Source organism: Novosphingobium sp. FW305-C-30-35 (genome assembly GCF_058783135.1).
In genome coordinates this window covers 1-16,806 of sequence record NZ_JBYSYJ010000001.1, presented here as the reverse complement: position 1 = coordinate 16,806, position 16,806 = coordinate 1, and the positions used below count along the sequence as shown (strand labels likewise).

20 protein-coding genes are annotated in these 16,806 nt (G+C 62.0%); 12 read left to right on the top strand and 8 right to left on the bottom strand.

The window, feature by feature from the left end:
* Nucleotides 1-694 precede the first annotated feature (694 nt).
* Complete coding sequence (locus AC3WLM_RS00100) at nt 695-1,828, top strand: helix-turn-helix domain-containing protein (RefSeq protein ID WP_492476181.1); 1,134 nt, start codon at nt 695-697, stop codon at nt 1,826-1,828.
* Between the two features lie 9 nt (nt 1,829-1,837).
* Complete coding sequence (locus tag AC3WLM_RS00095; protein WP_492476180.1) at nt 1,838-2,326, top strand: hypothetical protein; 489 nt, start codon at nt 1,838-1,840, stop codon at nt 2,324-2,326.
* Between the two features lie 181 nt (nt 2,327-2,507).
* Here the strand turns inward: AC3WLM_RS00095 and AC3WLM_RS00090 are convergent, their stop codons facing one another.
* The 3 genes from AC3WLM_RS00090 to AC3WLM_RS00080 form a co-directional block, all read right to left on the bottom strand.
* Nucleotides 2,508-3,317, bottom strand: a complete 810-nt coding sequence (locus AC3WLM_RS00090; protein ID WP_492476179.1) for a DNA adenine methylase — start codon at nt 3,315-3,317, stop codon at nt 2,508-2,510.
* 177 nt (nt 3,318-3,494) lie between these two features.
* The gene (locus AC3WLM_RS00085) at nt 3,495-4,598 is read right to left on the bottom strand and encodes a phage portal protein (protein ID WP_492476178.1); all 1,104 of its coding nucleotides are present in this window, start codon (nt 4,596-4,598) and stop codon (nt 3,495-3,497) included.
* A 22-nt stretch (nt 4,599-4,620) separates the two neighbouring features.
* A complete protein-coding gene (locus tag AC3WLM_RS00080) occupies nt 4,621-6,498 on the bottom strand; it encodes a terminase large subunit domain-containing protein (RefSeq protein ID WP_492476177.1) in 1,878 nt (625 codons plus the stop codon).
* A gap of 176 nt (nt 6,499-6,674) precedes the next feature.
* On the opposite strand from AC3WLM_RS00080, the gene AC3WLM_RS00075 reads away from it, so the two are divergent.
* The 10 genes from AC3WLM_RS00075 (at nt 6,675) to AC3WLM_RS00030 (ending at nt 12,402) form a co-directional block, all read left to right on the top strand.
* On the top strand, nt 6,675-7,571 hold the full coding sequence (locus tag AC3WLM_RS00075) for a GPO family capsid scaffolding protein (protein WP_492476176.1): 897 nt from the start codon (nt 6,675-6,677) through the stop codon (nt 7,569-7,571).
* Nucleotides 7,572-7,630: 59 nt separating this feature from the next.
* Nucleotides 7,631-8,761: a phage major capsid protein, P2 family gene (locus AC3WLM_RS00070; RefSeq protein ID WP_492476175.1), complete on the top strand. Its 1,131-nt coding sequence runs from the start codon at nt 7,631-7,633 to the stop codon at nt 8,759-8,761.
* A gap of 263 nt (nt 8,762-9,024) precedes the next feature.
* Nucleotides 9,025-9,771, top strand: a complete 747-nt coding sequence (gene gpM / locus AC3WLM_RS00065) for a phage terminase small subunit (protein ID WP_492476174.1) — start codon at nt 9,025-9,027, stop codon at nt 9,769-9,771.
* 99 nt (nt 9,772-9,870) lie between these two features.
* Entirely contained in the window at nt 9,871-10,344 is a 474-nt protein-coding gene (locus tag AC3WLM_RS00060) for a head completion/stabilization protein (protein ID WP_492476173.1), read from the top strand.
* Complete coding sequence (locus AC3WLM_RS00055; protein ID WP_492476172.1) at nt 10,344-10,556, top strand: hypothetical protein; 213 nt, start codon at nt 10,344-10,346, stop codon at nt 10,554-10,556. The genes AC3WLM_RS00060 and AC3WLM_RS00055 overlap by 1 nt, the downstream gene beginning before the upstream one ends.
* Nucleotides 10,541-10,759 carry a tail protein X gene (locus tag AC3WLM_RS00050; protein ID WP_492476171.1) on the top strand — a complete coding sequence of 73 codons (219 nt, stop codon included), beginning with the start codon at nt 10,541-10,543 and terminating at the stop codon, nt 10,757-10,759. Before AC3WLM_RS00055 ends, AC3WLM_RS00050 begins: the two co-directional genes overlap by 16 nt.
* A 2-nt stretch (nt 10,760-10,761) precedes the next feature.
* The gene (locus tag AC3WLM_RS00045; protein WP_492476170.1) at nt 10,762-11,145 is read left to right on the top strand and encodes a hypothetical protein; all 384 of its coding nucleotides are present in this window, start codon (nt 10,762-10,764) and stop codon (nt 11,143-11,145) included.
* A gap of 120 nt (nt 11,146-11,265) precedes the next feature.
* Entirely contained in the window at nt 11,266-11,766 is a 501-nt protein-coding gene (locus AC3WLM_RS00040; protein WP_492476169.1) for a phage tail protein, read from the top strand.
* A 3-nt stretch (nt 11,767-11,769) separates the two neighbouring features.
* On the top strand, nt 11,770-12,243 hold the full coding sequence (locus AC3WLM_RS00035; protein WP_492476168.1) for a phage virion morphogenesis protein: 474 nt from the start codon (nt 11,770-11,772) through the stop codon (nt 12,241-12,243).
* 24 nt (nt 12,244-12,267) lie between these two features.
* On the top strand, nt 12,268-12,402 hold the full coding sequence (locus AC3WLM_RS00030) for a hypothetical protein (protein ID WP_492476167.1): 135 nt from the start codon (nt 12,268-12,270) through the stop codon (nt 12,400-12,402).
* 6 nt (nt 12,403-12,408) lie between these two features.
* Here AC3WLM_RS00030 and AC3WLM_RS00025 read toward each other — a convergent pair whose 3' ends face one another.
* The 5 genes from AC3WLM_RS00025 to AC3WLM_RS00005 all read right to left on the bottom strand — a co-directional run bounded on the left by AC3WLM_RS00025 (nt 12,409) and on the right by AC3WLM_RS00005 (nt 16,603).
* Nucleotides 12,409-12,648: a hypothetical protein gene (locus AC3WLM_RS00025; protein WP_492476166.1), complete on the bottom strand. Its 240-nt coding sequence runs from the start codon at nt 12,646-12,648 to the stop codon at nt 12,409-12,411.
* A 77-nt stretch (nt 12,649-12,725) separates the two neighbouring features.
* On the bottom strand, nt 12,726-13,247 hold the full coding sequence (locus tag AC3WLM_RS00020; protein ID WP_492476165.1) for a hypothetical protein: 522 nt from the start codon (nt 13,245-13,247) through the stop codon (nt 12,726-12,728).
* A gap of 90 nt (nt 13,248-13,337) precedes the next feature.
* Entirely contained in the window at nt 13,338-13,883 is a 546-nt protein-coding gene (locus tag AC3WLM_RS00015) for a TIGR02594 family protein (protein WP_492476164.1), read from the bottom strand.
* A gap of 297 nt (nt 13,884-14,180) precedes the next feature.
* Entirely contained in the window at nt 14,181-14,915 is a 735-nt protein-coding gene (locus AC3WLM_RS00010) for an alpha/beta family hydrolase (protein ID WP_492476163.1), read from the bottom strand.
* A gap of 140 nt (nt 14,916-15,055) precedes the next feature.
* Nucleotides 15,056-16,603, bottom strand: a complete 1,548-nt coding sequence (locus AC3WLM_RS00005) for an SGNH/GDSL hydrolase family protein (protein ID WP_492476162.1) — start codon at nt 16,601-16,603, stop codon at nt 15,056-15,058.
* Between the last annotated feature and the right edge of the window lie 203 nt (nt 16,604-16,806).

Sequence of the window (16,806 nt, the reverse complement as noted above, 5' to 3'; positions counted from 1 at the left end):
AAAGGCGGAGCACGGGCCGCACCCGTGTACGGAGCGGCTATGGCCGCTCCGGGGGCTCGGCAGGGGCCGAGGGCGCAAGAACTGTGCCTAACTGCACCCTCACTCTATCGGAGAGGTGCGTAATGATCGGAATTCTGCGTTAATCGGCAACTGCACCGTCGATCCCGATCAAACCCCACATCTCAATGTGAATAAACCCGCGTAGCGGTCCCTTCCCATGCGTAATTTCAACCCGAAAAGCGAGCAGGCGGGGCGTGGGGGCAAGCGCGGCGCGCGGGGGCTAGTGGTGAGCCTTCCCAGTGGAGGAGCATCTGGGCGTCAGCGGGCGCGGGGTGGGGCCGACTAGCCTTTGCGCATGCCGAGAGACTGACGAAGTCCGCGCGCCTCTCCCTGCACATGCCTATTCCCGTGGCAACGCATGGCAATTCAATTAGACCGGCCCCATGCCACTGCTCCTCGCGCTCGGCGCTGCCGCGGGCGTCTGCGTTAGCCACGCCTAAGTGTGTCAGGTCAGATTGGTGACGCAAAGCGCTTACACGGTTAAGCTTAGCCTGCCACTGCATGAATGAGGCATGCCGCCGTGGCTGTTATCGCAAGTGTGAATGGGTGTTCCCGGCCCCCAAATTTCTAAATAGCTCTATTTCGAAATTTGGCTATAGGAACACAGCCAGAGTCGTGGTAGGGGATCAATGCAATGCCGGAGTTCAAAACACCTGGACAGTACATCGAGTGGCTTCTCGCTCAGCGAGGTTGGAGCCAGCGTACTCTCGCGATGGTCATTGGCAAGGGCGATGCCACGATCAATAAGATCGTACTGGGTAAACAGTCCCTCGATGCGGAGACCGCCCTGCTTCTCGAAGAGGTTTTTGGCGTTCCTGCCTCGGAATTCTTGAATTTGCAGAAGGAATATGATCTCGCTTTGGCGAAAGCTTCTGCTCGTCCGGATCCAGCCCGTTCTACTCGTGCTCATTTGTTTGGCGGTCTGCCAATTGCAGAAATGGCAAAGCGCGGGTGGCTCGGGGCAGCAAACCCTCGGAACGTTCCCGAGGTCGAAGAAGCATTGACTGCGTTCTTCGGCGTATCGCAAGTCAGCGATATTGAGATTTTGCCCCACGCTGCGAAGAAGACGCAGGTGAATGTCGATGCAACACCCGCGCAGCTAGCTTGGCTATATCGGGTTCGTGCGATGGCATCAGAGATGCTTGTCCCGCGCTATTCGCCGGAGGCACTTGATGGAGCGTTGCGCGAACTTCGGTCTCTTATGGTTTCTGCTGAGAACGTCCGGAAAGTCCCCAAAATCCTTGCGATGGCAGGAATCCGGTACGTAGTCGTCGAAACCCTGCCGACTGCAAAAATCGACGGCGTTTGCTTTTGGTTGAACGATCACTCGCCGGTTGTCGGCATGACACTGCGTCACGACCGGAATGATAACTTTTGGTTCGTGCTCCGCCACGAGTTGGAGCACGTGCGTCTCGGCCATGGCAAGTCCGCCATGACGCTCGATGCCGAATTGGATGGTGCGCGCGCGGGAACTGGCTCTGACATTCCGGAAGAAGAACGGCTCGCCAACGAAGCTGCAGCCAATTTTGGTGTTCCGAAGTCGCAAATGCGGGCCTTCGTTGAGCGGAAGGCTCCGCTGTTCTCAGAACGCGATATGATTGGTTTTGCACGCAGTCAGGGCGTTCATCCTGGCATTGTCGCAGGTCAGTTGCAGCATATCACCGGAAGATATGAACGCTTCCGGCAGCATCAAGTGAAAATTCGGTCTTATGTATTGCCGACGGCCTACGTCGACGGTTTTGGAAACATTGCGCCAGTCGGCGAATAAGGACGGGAAATGTCAAAAGCTCAAGATATGCAGAAGCTTATCCGCCTCTATCGGGAGGAAACGGGAAAAGCTGAGATCGACATGCGTGATGTGGCTTTGTTCGCGATGCGCAAGGGCTGGCCTATGCCTGTACCGAAAGATCCAGTGGACATGCTAGCTGCACAATTCCGTGACGCTGCTCGACAGGAGGTTCGCAAAGATAGAGCGAGTGGCCGCCCTTACCGCGCGTACCATGCTGTTCCCACGTCAGCGGGCCAAGGCGCTTTCTTCTGGATTGATATTGATGATCCCGAGACAACGCCGTCGAACATGCGCAAGTCGGCGGTCATGCGCCGTGAACAAATGGTCGACGACGGCGTGCAACTGTCGCTGGACCTTGATCATTGGAATTCGACCCGACCGGAAGGTGAAAAAATCGAGCTTCCGATGGATATCAGCTTGGACATCGAGTGGCGCAAGGCCGCTATGGATGACGGTGCGGATGACGAAGCAGCTTAACTAAGGCGCCAGATTGCGGTCACCGAAAGCTATGCCCGGCCATGAAACTGAATGGTCCAGAGTGCACGCCCTAACCCGACGTCCGAAACGATTCCGGGTTGATGCCCGGGCGGGTTAATGCGCGCGGTTGATCCATAATCGGTGTGCGAACGCTGATGCAACTCTTGGCGTAGCTGCACGTCTAGTTTGAGATGATCACCTCGCCGAACGCCTTTGCATTCGTGCCTCCGCCAACGGAATAGGTCACCTGCTCGCCCTCGATCGTGAAGCCGTCGAAGATCCGGCGGACCTCGGGATGATCGTTGAGCGAGAGGATGAACCGGCCACGGATGCCGCGCAGCTGCTCGGCCATGGCCTCGAACTCCTCGCGCCGGAACATGTCCCGGCCATAGTCGGTCTCGCAGCCGTAGTATGGCGGGTCGAGGTAGAACAACGTGGCCGGTCGGTCGTACCGGGTGATAAAGTCCGACCAGGGCAGCCGCTCCACGATGACGCCCGCAAGCCGTTCGTGCACCGCCTCGATCATCGGCCCGATCTTGGTCACGTCGAAGCGCCCGCCGCTGCCCAGAACTACGCCGAACCCCCGCCCGTTGACCTTCCCACCAAACGCAAGGCGCTGCAGATATAGGAACCGCGCTGAACGTTGCAGGTCCGTCAACGAACCGGGCTCCATCGCCAGCAGCTTCTCGAACCCGGCACGGCTCGTGATCTGGAAGCGCAGCATGTCGAGAAACGGCACATAGTGGTGCTGCACCACGCGGAAGAACGTCGCCACGTCCTCCGACCAGTCGTTGATCACCTCGCCCTTCGGCTTGCGATCCCGGCGCAGGAATACTCCGCCCATGCCGACGAACACCTCGGCATAGGTATCATGCGGCACGGCGTTGATCCGCTGCACCAGGCGCTTGGCTAGATTGCGCTTGCCGCCGATGTAGGGGGCGAGCGGCTTGACCGGATCAACCGGCAACAGGTCATCAAACTCTTTCAACATGGGACTGGACTCCGCTTCTATGTTCTCTATCCGTTCCATTCTCGGCCGAGAGGCGGGACGGATCGATTCGGCCGCAAGACGCGTCCGGACCGTTCGGTTCGTGGCGGAGTCCAGTCCGCCGGTTAGGACCGCGCCAACGGCCCTGCCCCCGCCTACCGACGAGGAATTCTTTGCTCATCACGCGCGCGCCGTCGCTGCGCCCCCAGCCTGCCCAACCTGCAGCGCAATCGCGGGCCGCTCGAACGCCACCGCCGGCACGCCAAGCCAATCGTTCATCGCCAGCATGCGGCGTTGGATTGGCATGATCTCCATCTCGTAGAACACCGCCGCGGCGTCGTTGACGTTGCCGAAGCCACCGGTGTTCTTGGGCACGATGCCGAGCAGCTGGGGCGGCGTGCGGTGCGCGGCGAGCAGGTCCTCGGCGGTCACGCTCTTGATGTTGAGGAACTCGTCCTTCGATCCCACCTCGGCGATCGGCAGCAGCTTGATCCCGTCGGGCTTGCCCTTGGACGAATGGATGAACAGGTTGCGGAAGTTCCCCATTCCCTTCGCCCCGCGCAGCGCCTTGCGGATCGCGTCGGCGCTCTCGTTGGTGATCCCCTCGTCGGCGAGGTAAAGGATGAAGCCAGCATGGCTGCCGTTGAGGTAGTAGCGGCGCCGGAAGATCGTCGCCGCCTCGTTGAGCAGGCCGGACTGCAACGCCGAGAGATATTCCGGCATGCCGTAGATCTCCTGCATGGGGTCGGGCTCAAGCATGTGGAACACTGAGCCAGCGCGATATTCAACCGCATCGGCCACCCACGCGCCGCCCTGGCGCGGTTGCCAGAAGAACTGGTCAGGCTTGAGCCCTACCCTCGTCCATGCCGCCGGAGAGCAGCGTAGCGCCAGCGGCCTGCCTGCAAGGTTGTCCACCCGCTCCATGTAGCCATTCCCCATCACGAGGAAGTCGAGCGCCCACTTCTCGAACTCGGCCATGGAAAGCCAGCGCGAGGGCACGAAGCTCGCGGTCAGCAGGTTGCGCTTGAGCAGGATCGCGCTCTGGTGGTGCGGTGCCATGCGATAGGCGCGGCCAAGCCCGGTCAGGCTGATCGGGGGCTCATACCAGCGGCCATTGTGCGCCACTTCAAACATGTCGAAGATCTCGCGCCGGTCGATCACGCTTTCTGGATCGCCAAAGGTGAAAGCGATATCGGCTTGGACCGGCGACTTGGTACCATCGGCATTGATCGCACTGGCCGAGACCGGCAAATTCCCGACGTCGGCAAGTTGGTTCCGCGCCATCCGCCGAGCCCTGCTGTTGCGCTTAGTCATTATCGTAAACCTCCACTGTGGTGGTGCCGCTTGCGGGCTCGGTGATGTCGAGGGGTTCGAAGGCCAGGGCGTGCATCACGGCCCAGGCAAGATCGGCGTGGCCCGTTCCGCCCGCGCGGCTCGCCACATAGGTGACCTGCGTGCCGCCCTTGGTGATCTCGGGCCGGATCGCCATGAAGGCCTGCATCATGTCCAGCCACCCGGCATCGAACTCGAGGCGGTTGCTGGTGATGACGTTCTTGGCCTTCAGGACCATCTGCGTCTTGGTCGCGACCGAATAGGTGATCGCGTGGGCCATCGGGAACCACTTGCTCACCAGCTGGTGCACGGCCTTGCCCGCGCCGGTGATGTCGATCCCGATCTTGGTGACGTTGTACTTGTCGTAAAACTCGCGCACCGCCTCGGCCTGCGCGGCGAAGTCGAGGCCCTTCAGGCGCTTCTTTTCGAGCACCCGGAACTTGGCCCCGATCGTCTTGGGCGCGGCCACTGCCACCAGCGCGGCGTCGTCGCCGGTGCCATTCTCGCTGGCGTTGGGATCATAGCCGAGCCAGACCTCGCCCGCGTAGGGGCGCAAGGCATAGGGCTGGAAGTCCTTCGCCCAGGCATCCCAGCTGTCGACCATGCAACGGCGCATGATGGCGAAGGGGAACATGCTCTGGCTGTCATCGAGGAAGATGCAGCGGAAGAGGTTGTCGAATTCCTCGAGCGAATACTGCTGCTGCAGCTGCTCGGGGTCGACCAGGTCGAAACCACCGTCGATCGCGTCGTAGATGGTGACGATCTGCCGCCAGATGCCATCGGGGCCAAGCTGGCCGTCCCTCAGCGCCTCGTGGCTGATGTCGATCTGCACCCGGTCGGCCTTGGGGCGCTTGCGGTTGTAGCGATCGCCGCACCACATCGGATAGGCTTCGTGCGCCAGCGTGCTGGGCGTCGAGAACAGGGTGATGGTGTACTGCTTCTGGGTCGCCATCGCCGAGGCGACCTTGAACAGCTCCTCGAAGCCGTAGATCCAGAAGCACTCGTCGATGATGACATCGCCGTGATAGCCCTGCGCGGTGCGGTAATTGGTGCCGAGGAAGTGCAGCTCGAACGGTTCGAGCGGTTCTGCATCCTCGTCGTCCGATCCGCGCTGCACCACGATCGGGTCGCCCTTCAGGGTCACCCCGCAAACCTTCTGCACCCACTGGACGATGTAGTTGCGGAAGATGTTCGCCTGGGCGCGGCTTGCCGAGATGAAGATCTGGTTCTTGCCGGTCTCCATGCCGACGAGGAACCGCTCGCGCGCGAAATACCATGTTGCGCCGATCTGCCGCGATTTCAGGATCATGCGCGTGCGCAGATTGGTGCTGGTCAGCAGCCAGCCCTTCTGCCGCCCGTGCAGCCGGCCCTCCATGTCGGCGCGCAGCTTCGCCGCCATCTCGGGCGTGATCAGGTTCTTCACCTCCTGCTTCTTCGCGTTCGCGGCCTTCGCGCCATTGCTGCGCTTGGGATTGAGGTCGGCCTCGTTCCCGCCTTCGCGATAGCGCTCGATCCGTGCGAGCCGTTCGAGCTGACGGCCGAGCAGGTCGATCTCCTTGTAATCGCCGCCGGTCTTCTTGTCCTTGTCGATCAGGGCGAGGTAGCGCTCGAGCGTGCCTTCCTGCGCGCGCGCGATCGGCGGGGCGTCGTCCCACTTGTGCCGCGTTTTCCATGTTGCGACGGTGGAATAGGGCACCTGCAGCTCTTCCGAGATCTGCTGCATGGTCCAGTGCCGCCAGTAGAGCGCGCGCGCCTTCAGCCGGGTCAGCTCACCCGGAAACTTGATGACGTTTGAGTCACCGCCCCCGCCGGTCGGTTCCTCGTCGCCCTGGTCGTGATCAGGTGGCTCCATGGCGGGCAAGCTATGGCGCTTGTTCCCGGCCTTTCGCCCCCGCTGCGTTGTGACTGCGCGGCTTACAACGCGCCCGCGTTGCGAAGAGGCCCCGGCAACTGTCCTTTGGCGACTGTCAGATCAGCCGCTCCCACCCGCCAGGGGAACGGCACCAACCGAGAACCGGAGCCGAACCCATGGCGAAGACGCGATTTTTCCGAGTGGCTGTCGAAGGCCAGACCACCGATGGCCGCACGATCGAACGGCAGTGGATCGTCGATGCAGCTGCAACCTACAATCGCCAGACCTATGCTGCGCGCATCAACATGGAGCATGTCCGTGGCATCACCGCCGACGCGCCGTTCCAGGCCTATGGCGATGTGCTCTCGCTCAAGGCCGAAGAGATCGAGCTGGAACTCGCCGGCAAGACGGAAAAGAAGCTGGCACTCTTTGCCGAGCTGGACGTCACTGATGCCCTGATCGCGATGAACAAGAAGCGCCAGAAGCTTTACTCTTCGATCGAGATCAGCCCGAACTTCGCTAACAGCGGCAAGGCTTACCTGGTTGGTCTCGCCGTCACTGACAGCCCGGCCAGCCTCGGCACGGAGATGCTGCAGTTCGCTGCCTCGCAGGGCGACAAAAACCCCCTTGCCTCGCGCAAGCTCGACAAGGACAACCTCTTCACCGCCGCCACTGAGTTCACCCTCGAGCTCGCAGATGAGCCCGCTGCCAATCCCGATCCGACAGGCGTGCTTGGTTCAATCAAAGCGTTCTTCGATGGCATGCGCGGCGGCAACGCCGCCCAGCAGCAATCGCAGGAGGAGCCCAAGACGCCGCCTGCCCCATCCGCACCGGAATTTGACGGCACGGCATTTGCAGCTTTCGGCGCAATCCTCACCCAGCTGGCGACGACGGTGACTGAGGTTTCGACCAACACCAAGTCTTCGATCGAAAAGCTGACCGCTGACGTCAAGGCGGTAACGGACAAGCTCGAAGCCACCCCGGCGCTCACCCCCGACTCGAACCCGCAGGGCTTCGCGCAGCGCACTCTCGCCACCGGCGGCAACGCCACCGGCCTCAAGGCCGAATTCTGATCCGCAGCCAGCCCCGCACTTCCCCTTTCGTCCCGCACCAATGCTGAAGGACCCCAAAGATGCTTGATAAAACCCGGCTGCTGTTCACCAGCTACCTCTCGACCATCGCCTCGCTCAACGGCGTGTCAAACCCGTCCGTCACCTTCTCGGTCGCGCCCACGGTCGAGCAGCGCTTCGAAGAAAAGCTCAAGGAATCGATCGAATTCCTCGGGCTGATCAATATCGAGAATGTGCCGCAGCAGTCCGGCCAGACTCTCGGCCTTGAAACCACGCGCCCCATTGCTGGCCGTGTCGATACTTCGGGCGGCACCCGTCGCAACCCCACCGATCCGACCGACAACGGCGAAACGAACAGCTACAACTGTCTGCAGACAAACTTCGACTGGTCGCGCCGGTACGACAAGCTCGATGCATGGCGTCACCGCCCCGAGTTCGAGCAGCTGCTCGCCCTCACCATCTTGCGCCAGCAGGGCCGCGATCTGATCATGGCAGGCTGGAACGGCACGAGCCGCGCTGCCACCACCGATATCGTGGCCAACCCGCTGCTGCAGGATTTGGCCGAAGGCTGGTTGCACAAGATCCGCACGAAGGCCCCGGCGCAGGTCTTCAACGATGGCAACCTGACGGTTAAGACCGACGGGACCAACAACGCCGCGCTCAAGAAGATCTACGTCAAGGCTGGCGTTGAGCTCTTCGATGCCAACGCGGCCTACAACGCCACCGGCGGTTCGGCCCACGCCGAGGCGGATTACAGCTCGATCGATGCCCTCGTGCTTGATGCCAAGCGCCTCCTGCCCGATCGCATCCGCAACAGCACTGATCTGGTGGTGATCGTCGGCAGCGATCTGGTTGACGACAAGTACTTCAACATCGCGCAGGAAACCGGCGCAACGGCTACCGAGGTCGAAGCCACGGATCGCATCCTGCGCTCGACCAAGACGCTGGGCGGCCTGCAGGCAATCCAGGTGCCATACTTCCCGGCAAACGCGCTGCTGATCACGCGTCTCGCAAACCTCTCGATCTACAACCAGGAGGGCACGCGCCGCCGCCGTCTGGCCGATGAGCCGGAATACGATCGCATCGCCAACTACGAAAGCGTCAACATGGACTACGTGGTCGAGGACTACGAGGAAGTCGCCCTGGTCGAGAATATCGTCCTCGGCGCTGCCCCTGCCCGCGTCGCCCCGTAAGCCCTGAGCCCAGACCCTGCCGGAGCCTTCGACCCAGCTCCGGTGCGACGACTGCCCCTCTGGCCCGGTGACCCTATCGGGTTCAGCCAACCAGAGGGGCATTTTTGAAGATACCACCGGGAGGCTTTGACGGCGGTTCCTGCCATTCGGGGCGGTGCCGCAAGAGCCCAGACAGAGGCCAGCACGGGGAGCGAAATGCTCCATAACCTGACTGGCCGGCCAAGCGCCGGATAGCTTGGCCACCCATCCAAGGAGCCGCCGCCATGTTCTCCCCCGCCCTTCGCAATCGCCAACGCATCTTGGCCGAGATGGCCAGTGGCGCAGCACCTGCCTCGGGCGGCGCTGCCATGCCCACCAGCGGCCCCGTTGCCAGCGAGTATCAGCAGCTCCTTGCCGCGCTGCAGATCGACATGAACCGCCTGCGCCAGATCCAGTCGACCGACAAGAAGATCGAGGCGAAGCGCGGCATGATCGGCCAGTACCTGCCATGGGTGGAAGGCGCGCTTGCGGCCGAGACCCCTGCGCAGGACGAGATCGTCGGCAACATGCTGATCTGGTCGCTCGATATCGCTGATTGGGATCTGGCCTTTCGCCTTGCCGAACACTTCCTGCGCTACGGCCTGGCCCTGCCCGAGCGCTACAAGCGCCAGCCCGCAACCCTGATCGCCGAACAGGTGGCAGAGGCCGGTCTCGCCCCCGCTTCCTCGATCGACCTCGTGACGCTGCAGAAGTTCGACGAGCTGCTGCTGGGCCGCGACATGTTCGACCAGGTCGAAGCCAAGCTCTACAAGGCGCTCGGCACCGCTTTCCAGCGCGCCGCCGACGCCTTCGACGCCACCGCCGACAATGCCGTTGCCGGTGGCAAATCTGGCCTGCTCAAGAACGCCCGCGATTGCTTCCAGTCCGCCCTGACGCTCGACAAGGGCGCTGGCGTCAAGAAGCTGATCGAAGCCCTCGACCGCGAACTGAAGAAGGCCGCGTCCGAACCGGCAAGCCCACCTGCCACCTGATCCCGAGCTGCTCCACCCGAGCCGGGGGGCGGAAGCGACCGAGGCAGCGCAAGCGAACCAAAGGCCGTAACCTCACCCCCCACCCTTTAGGAACCGCAAATGACCTTCGTCGCGCTGCCAGCCTCGCCAACGTCTCCGGCCAACTCGAAAGTCGATGGCGATGGCTGGTATCCCGACGTGGATTGCAACGCGATGCGCGATGCGCTGCGCATCACCGATCAGGTCACCCACACCCGCCTCGTCGGCGCGATCGAGGGCGGGCTGCTCACCGTCGAAGGTGAGCTGGCCTGGTGGCGCGCGACGAAGGAATCGGAAGGCGCAAGCACCCTGGCCGATGTCGAGCCTGATCGCACGACCGGCGGCGAACATCGCCTGACCCTACTCTATACCCGCGCGGTGCGGTTCCACGCCGCTGCCGAGCTGGCCGAGCTGCACCGCGATCTTTCCGCCACTACCGACGGCCAGACCCGCGCCGAGCCCCAGCTGCTCACCGCCGAGGACTATCGCAAGCTCGCCACCGCCGCGATCCGCGACATCCTCGCCGTGCCGCGCACCACCGTGGAGCTGATCTGATGGACCATACGCAGATCCTCGCCGCATTTTCCGATCCGTCAGAGCCGGGCTACATTCTTGCCCGCCGGTTGCGCGTGTCTGCCAGCAAGATGCGCCGCGAACTGATCAAAATGGAGGCCCTTGGCCTCGTCGAGCGGTGCCCTCGCTACACTTTCGTCAACAGCGTCTCGTGGCGGATCATCAGGGAAAGGGCACCATGCCCCGAACTGTAACCGCACAGCAGGGCGACACGCTCGACGCGATGTGCTGGCGCGAGCTGGGCACCACCTCGGGCGGCGTGGTCGAGGCTGCGCTCGAACTCAATCCCCTGCTCGCAGCACTTGGCCCCGTGATTGCCAAGGGCACCGCCGTGACGCTGCCGGATCCCCCGCAGGCCGCATCGCAAACCCTCGAAACTGTGAACCTGTGGGACTGAAGATGGGCAGCAACCTCGAAGACTGGCGCGAATTCCTGTTCTGGTGGGCAGCCTCGCTGTTCGCCGCCACCACCGTCGTCGTCGCGCGCCTTGGCATCAAGCTCTATGGCGCATCGCCCGATCTGCCCGATGATCCGGTGCTGGCACTGCACTGGCGTCGACGCCGGCAATACATCGCCCTGGCCGAGCTTTCCGCCCTGCCCGCCTTTGCAACCATCTCGGTCGTGCTGGTCAGCTATCAGCAGTTGAGCCCGGTCGCCGCCGTGCTGCTCTCGATCGCGCAGGGCTTCGTCGGCTTTCCCCTGCTGCTCGATGGCGCGGCCTTCCTGTTCCGGCGCAGAATCGGCCTGCAACAGCCGCCTGCAGGTCCAAACGGAGAAGCGTGATGGCCTGCCTGCTCACTGTCTCGGCCTTGTTCGCCCTGCTGGCCCTTGCTCTGCTGGCCAAGGCGGTGCGGCACACCTGGCACATCGAAGTGCTACGCCACGAACGCAAGGATTGATGCCGTGAAGAAGCCCGACTTGCTCCGCGCCGCCATCACCGCGATGTATCCCGAATTGGTCCGTAATCCGGATAAGCTGGCGATGTGGATCGAACAGGGCACCACGCGCGCCAGCAAGAACGGCCAGCGCGGCTTCGCCTGGGAATACCAGCTCAACGTGGTGTACGAGGATTTCACCGGCGAGCCGGAGGGCCTGTTCTTCGTCGTGGTGGATTGGTTGCGCGATCAGCAGCCTGACATCACCCAGCCAAACGCGCCGGGCTTCCCCTTCGAAGTCGACATCATGGGCGACAAGACTTTCGACGTGAAGATGACCTTGCCCTTGCGCGAGATCATCGTCGCCTATGCGGTCGAAGGTGGCTGGCAGCTGCAGGTCGTGCCCGAACAGGTGCCGCTGTTCCCCGATGCCGAGCCGCTGCGCGATGCCTCCGGCCCGATCACCTCGATCTGGACGCGCGCGAACGATGGCGAACCGGTGAAAGTCGCGCCGATAGAGGCCGACTGATCAATGGCGGAAGACCTCGCCGAGCTCGAACCCTTCCTCGCGGCCTATCTCAACCGCCTCGCCCCCGGCCAGCGCCGCCGCGTGATGCGCAAGGCCATGGAGGCTCTTCGCCGCGAGAACGCCAAACGCATCGCCGCCAACATCCAGCCCGATGGCAGCGCCATGGAACCGCGCAAGCCGAGGAAGCGCCTCACCTCGGGCAAGGGCCGCGTGCGCCGCGCGAAAAAGATGTTCCCCAAGATCAAGCTCGCCCGCTCGATGAAGCTGCGCGTCACACCCGATGAAGGCTCCATCGGGTTCGAGGGCATGGTCGGCCACACCGCCGCCGCGCACCACTATGGCAAGGAAGACTTCGTCGGCCGCGCCCCCAACGGCAAGAGCGTCCGCACCAGGTACCCCCGCCGCCGCCTGCTCGGCTTCGGCCCAGAGGACATCGAGCTGATCAACGATGGGGCGCTGGCGCTGCTCGAAAAGTGATGCCCCTCTGATGAGCATGGCCGGATGATAATGTTCGCCGTCATTCTTGGCTTCCCGTCGGTTCCGCTGGTGATCCTGGGCGCGCTCTGGGCACGCCGCGAGTATCTTGCCGTCCGCGGTACCATCGATTTCATCCGGGGCACTCGTCGGCCGGATTGAGAACCCTTAGACGATTGGGTCAGGATCCCGCGATGTCGGCTGCAACGCCGCATTGCGCGCCCCGCAATTCCGGCATTTGAGCTGTTGTTCGATCACGTCAAGCCTGTCGCTCTTGTTCGGGCGGCTCATCACCATCAGCGTGCGCGAGCACAGCACCGCGACATGACCGCACCCAAGGCACGTCACCCGCAGGTTATACTCCTCGCGGACGTAATCGGTGATCTTGTCGAGTTTGCGCCGCCCCATCCGGCTTTGAGAACGAAAAAGGAACGATTCGGCAATAGCGCGAATCGTTCCTCTGCGGATCCCGGCGATGGGCGGGGTCAGTTGGCCGGTTCGGTCTCCGGCGGATCAATCGTTGCGGCCCAGTTGTGCGCCGCCACGGCATAAGTCACGGCGGCGGTGCAGGCCTGCAGATCACGACTTGAGACAGCCACGAGGGGATCGGCGGGCACTTCTGCAGGAACCCCGGCACTTCCACCTTCGGCGGTGGCAGGGGCTTTGCGGCCCGCACTTCCATCGGCTTGGTCGCGCACCCCGCCAGCGGCGATGCGATGGGCAGCAAGATAGCTGCGAGCAGCAGCAGCCGCGCGTTCCAGATCCTGATCATGGGAAACCTCGCTCCTTTGCGCATTCGCGGCATGGCGCCGCTCTTCGTCTTCGCGCGCGGCCTCGGCCAGCGCGTCGGCTTCCTTCACCGCCGCCACGATCAGCACCTTGCCCTGCTGACACTGGGCAAGCTGCCCGGTGAGGCGATGGTTGTCGAACTTGAGGGCAGCGCCCCATCCCGCGATGAAGATCAGGGCGAGCAGAGTCCCGCGCGCCTTCAGAAAATTGATGATCACCAGAACGCCTCCATCAGTTGGTCGATCAGGGCGAAAATGGCCCCGCCTGCCAGCGTGCGACGGCCAGCGCGCAGTAGAAGCGCTCGCCGGTCATGCCTCGTTGCCCGAAAGCGCGCCTGCTGCTGCCAGCTCGAACCGGCGCACGCTGGCAGGCGGTGCGGTGTATTCCGGGCGGCGCACGGCGATGCAGCGCTCCTTGCGGATCCGCGTGATCGTCACGGCGTTGCCCTGATTGCCACCCAGGACGTGGAAAGCGGTCCTGTCCTCGCCCACGTAAAAGCCGACATGTCCGCCGCCACCAGGCCGCTCGAACACGAGCACGTCACCCAGCGCGGCCTTCACCACCGGAGAGCCGAACTTCGTCCAGTTGCGCGCCCAAAGGGGATTTTCCGGCACCCGCTTGCCCGCGCGATGCGCCACGATCGCGGCGAACAGGCCGCACCAGGGAATGTCGTCATCGGAATAGCCCTGGATCTTAACGCCCGCTGCTTTGAGCTCGTCGCGCCAGCCAAGGATGGTCGCGTTCGATCCTTTGCCCACCACCTCGGCAACGTCGAGCAGCTTGAGGCTTTCTATGATTGTTCGGGGGAGCTGGCCTTGCAGACCCAGCCACTCGTAACCTGATGGATATGACATCGTGCGGGGCTCCAGTTCGACCGATGCCGAAAGGTGCCCCGCGCGCGCGCGGAAATCAGTGGGGGAGCGTTGTCAGAGCCTTGCTGACAACGAAGGCGGTGCAACGGTGCTTGCGATCAACTCTGTCTGGTCATCTTCGCGCGCGAGTAGAGCCGGGGTTTACTGGAATGCCTTGAACCATCTGTGCGAATGCTGCATCAGGTCCGCCTGCCTGGGTGAGTAAATGGGCGGACAATGGTGTGACCACACCGACCTGGAACCCTGCCGCGTCGCACAACTGGCAGGGTTTCTTTTTGCCTACAGTTCGAGTTTCGCGCTGAGCACGGCGGCAGGTCTGCTAAATTCCTGCCATAGCCTCAAGCTGGCAAGGACCTTGTCCAAGTCCGCTTCTGATAAATCATTGTAATCGTGGCCGGAGGGAACGATCAGCACTTTGCAATCCTTAGGCAGGAACTGCCCGAATGAGGCGGGGTCCGACCCGTATTCGTCCCGGCTCCCTTGCACGATGAGCATGGGCTTGGAGACTCTGGACAAGACCTTCGTTCTGTAGGGCTCGGGTGGACGATCGGGATGACGAAAGGGGTATCCCATACAAACGATGCCTTTTACTTTCGAATGGTCAGATGCCTTCGCTGCAGCAATTCCACCCGCAGAGTGGCCGATCAGAACAACATGCTCAGCAACGGAATCGAGATACCGCTCCAGCTCCAAAGCCAACCTGAAGGCGTCCTTTGACAGAACACCTCGAAAGAGCAGTATCCGTTCCGGACTCAGCAACATCAGTAGGGATTTCACGCATAACCTGATTATGCGGAGATGAGCCGGATGTCCCGAACCGATCTTGTTGGACAAACCTGGCCAAAAGAGGTCCAGCTGCCTGTTGAGATCGATGTTAGCCTGCGCACGAACGGACTCGAAAAATTCGACAAGGTAGCCTTCAGCAGACAAGCGCCGCGCCATCTCATGAAATGCAGAAAAGCGCTTTTTGGGATTGTCCCTTCCCAAAAAAATGAATCGAACTGCGCGCGCCATTTGCTGCGACAATTGCCACAACCTTCATTCGACATCCATCTCGAACGGAACCAATGCCGATCGATGAGCGTCACCGAGGACCTTATCGGCACCGGAACAAGCGGAGGCATAATGTCACATCTGCATAATCTCTTGCCAGTTCATACGGTCACCAGTCCACCGACGGCATACCCCGCCGCTGGCATGACAACGCGCGCAGCACTTCGGCCAATGTCATGCAGCACATCATGCCCAGCAGCATTCGGGTGGATGCCATCATCCTCCAAGGCATCGTTGAACAGCGCCTGCCCATCTGCATCGAAACCAAGGGCCATGGCGGCGTCGTAGTCAGCGATGACCGCTCCGGTCTGCAGTGCAGCCAATGCCCTGTCGGCATCGTTGTAATTCCGCCGGAACTTGTCGCCATCATTCGGGTCTGCGCTGGGATCGAGATCCTTTGTGGTCGGATCAACCGGCAGGCAAAGCCACTTTACCACCTGCGATCCTGCCGCCAGTGCACGGTTCACGATGTCATCCGATAGCGCGCGCTGGGCCGTCATCTGGCTTTCCAGCAGCGGAGTGCCCATCGAGTTCGGCGAAGCGTTGGGTGTGAAAAGGATGTTTGGCACCGGCAAGCCGCGCGCCGCGCAGAAATCGTATAGGTCGAGCGCATTGGCGCGGATGTTCGCCATGCTGGTGCCAGACCACCCGAGCAGCGTAGGAAGCACTCCGCGATGCTTTGAATTCAGGCCATAGGCCAGCTTTTCTGCCCACCCTTGGCCATAGCGCACTCCATTGGCTCCGGTGATGCCCGCGCCATTGGTGATGCTGTCGCCGACAAAGCCGATGCTCATCAGTTCGCCGTCGTCGCATTCCACCACAAGTCCAGCGATGCAGGTGCCGTTAACGCGGTTCTCTGTGCTCGTGAAGTTTGCGGGATTGGTTACGCAATCGCCAGTGTTCCAACGCATGACCGATGGGAAGTCCGCTCGCGCTTCCCAGTCCGTTCGGTAATCGTCAGTTCCTGCCTGGCCGAGCAGAACTGGCGACCCGCCACCACCAAGGAACGCCGAAACAATCACGATTTTACCAGCGCCCACTACATCTGTGCGATCGAGCAAAGCAAAGTTGGCGGAATCAGAGGCAAGCATGGCGTAGCGATTGGCGCCAGCACGCGGCGGCATGTTGCCGGTGGGCGCGCCACCGTTGAACGTCAACGGCTGCCACGCCGCCCCTGCCGCGGCGAAGTTCCCAACCGAAGTAACAGATGTGATCGCAGCCAGAGTGACAGGCACCTGAAAAGCCGAGGAATGGCTGAAAATCACCTCACGGATGCGCTTGGCATTGGCTGGCAGCGTAAACGCACGCCGATGGGTAGTCGGCGTGGTATTATCAAAGACGAGGTTTGTCCTGCCCAGCATCAGGAGCAAGCCGCGTCGCTTGCTCGGGCCTGAAGATGTGGTTGTAGTGGGCGTCGTTGCTGGAAGGGCACTGGCCTTGATCTGGGCCTTGTCTGTCAAAACTTCGATCGCTGCTGCTGAGGCTGTGCCGACGGCACTCCATGCACCGTTGGGCATCCGGTAAAACCCGCGCTGCATTTGCGCAAGGCTGGTGCCATCACCGCCACGCGCATAGCCAAAGCTTACAACAGTCCCGCCATCATCAAGTCCTTCGACAATGGCGTAGTACGACCGTGTCTGGTCATTCAAGACATCGACGGGACTTTGCACAACAACATCACCGAAGGCATTTTCGGCGATCGATACTGCCGAGATACTAACGGCATCTGGCCAATCTGCCCGATCTGTTATGGCGGGGACGCCGGAGTTGGCGATTGGTCTGCTGAAAAGCTGCACCCTGAAAGAGACAACTCCTGCAGCACGATGGGGCCTGAGCTTCAAGGCGCGAATAG

Excerpts from the sequence above, each read along its gene's own strand:
- AC3WLM_RS00100 (WP_492476181.1), top strand. The coding sequence starts at position 695 with ATGCCGGAGTTCAAAACACCTGGACAGTACATCGAGTGGCTTCTCGCT.
- AC3WLM_RS00095 (WP_492476180.1), top strand. The coding sequence starts at position 1,838 with ATGTCAAAAGCTCAAGATATGCAGAAGCTTATCCGCCTCTATCGGGAG.
- AC3WLM_RS00090 (WP_492476179.1), bottom strand. The coding sequence starts at position 3,317 with ATGTTGAAAGAGTTTGATGACCTGTTGCCGGTTGATCCGGTCAAGCCG.
- AC3WLM_RS00085 (WP_492476178.1), bottom strand. The coding sequence starts at position 4,598 with ATGGCGCGGAACCAACTTGCCGACGTCGGGAATTTGCCGGTCTCGGCC.
- AC3WLM_RS00080 (WP_492476177.1), bottom strand. The coding sequence starts at position 6,498 with ATGGAGCCACCTGATCACGACCAGGGCGACGAGGAACCGACCGGCGGG.
- AC3WLM_RS00075 (WP_492476176.1), top strand. The coding sequence starts at position 6,675 with ATGGCGAAGACGCGATTTTTCCGAGTGGCTGTCGAAGGCCAGACCACC.
- AC3WLM_RS00070 (WP_492476175.1), top strand. The coding sequence starts at position 7,631 with ATGCTTGATAAAACCCGGCTGCTGTTCACCAGCTACCTCTCGACCATC.
- gpM (WP_492476174.1), top strand. The coding sequence starts at position 9,025 with ATGTTCTCCCCCGCCCTTCGCAATCGCCAACGCATCTTGGCCGAGATG.
- AC3WLM_RS00060 (WP_492476173.1), top strand. The coding sequence starts at position 9,871 with ATGACCTTCGTCGCGCTGCCAGCCTCGCCAACGTCTCCGGCCAACTCG.
- AC3WLM_RS00055 (WP_492476172.1), top strand. The coding sequence starts at position 10,344 with ATGGACCATACGCAGATCCTCGCCGCATTTTCCGATCCGTCAGAGCCG.
- AC3WLM_RS00050 (WP_492476171.1), top strand. The coding sequence starts at position 10,541 with ATGCCCCGAACTGTAACCGCACAGCAGGGCGACACGCTCGACGCGATG.
- AC3WLM_RS00045 (WP_492476170.1), top strand. The coding sequence starts at position 10,762 with ATGGGCAGCAACCTCGAAGACTGGCGCGAATTCCTGTTCTGGTGGGCA.
- AC3WLM_RS00035 (WP_492476168.1), top strand. The coding sequence starts at position 11,770 with ATGGCGGAAGACCTCGCCGAGCTCGAACCCTTCCTCGCGGCCTATCTC.
- AC3WLM_RS00030 (WP_492476167.1), top strand. The coding sequence starts at position 12,268 with ATGATAATGTTCGCCGTCATTCTTGGCTTCCCGTCGGTTCCGCTGGTG.
- AC3WLM_RS00025 (WP_492476166.1), bottom strand. The coding sequence starts at position 12,648 with ATGGGGCGGCGCAAACTCGACAAGATCACCGATTACGTCCGCGAGGAG.
- AC3WLM_RS00015 (WP_492476164.1), bottom strand. The coding sequence starts at position 13,883 with ATGTCATATCCATCAGGTTACGAGTGGCTGGGTCTGCAAGGCCAGCTC.
- AC3WLM_RS00010 (WP_492476163.1), bottom strand. The coding sequence starts at position 14,915 with ATGGCGCGCGCAGTTCGATTCATTTTTTTGGGAAGGGACAATCCCAAA.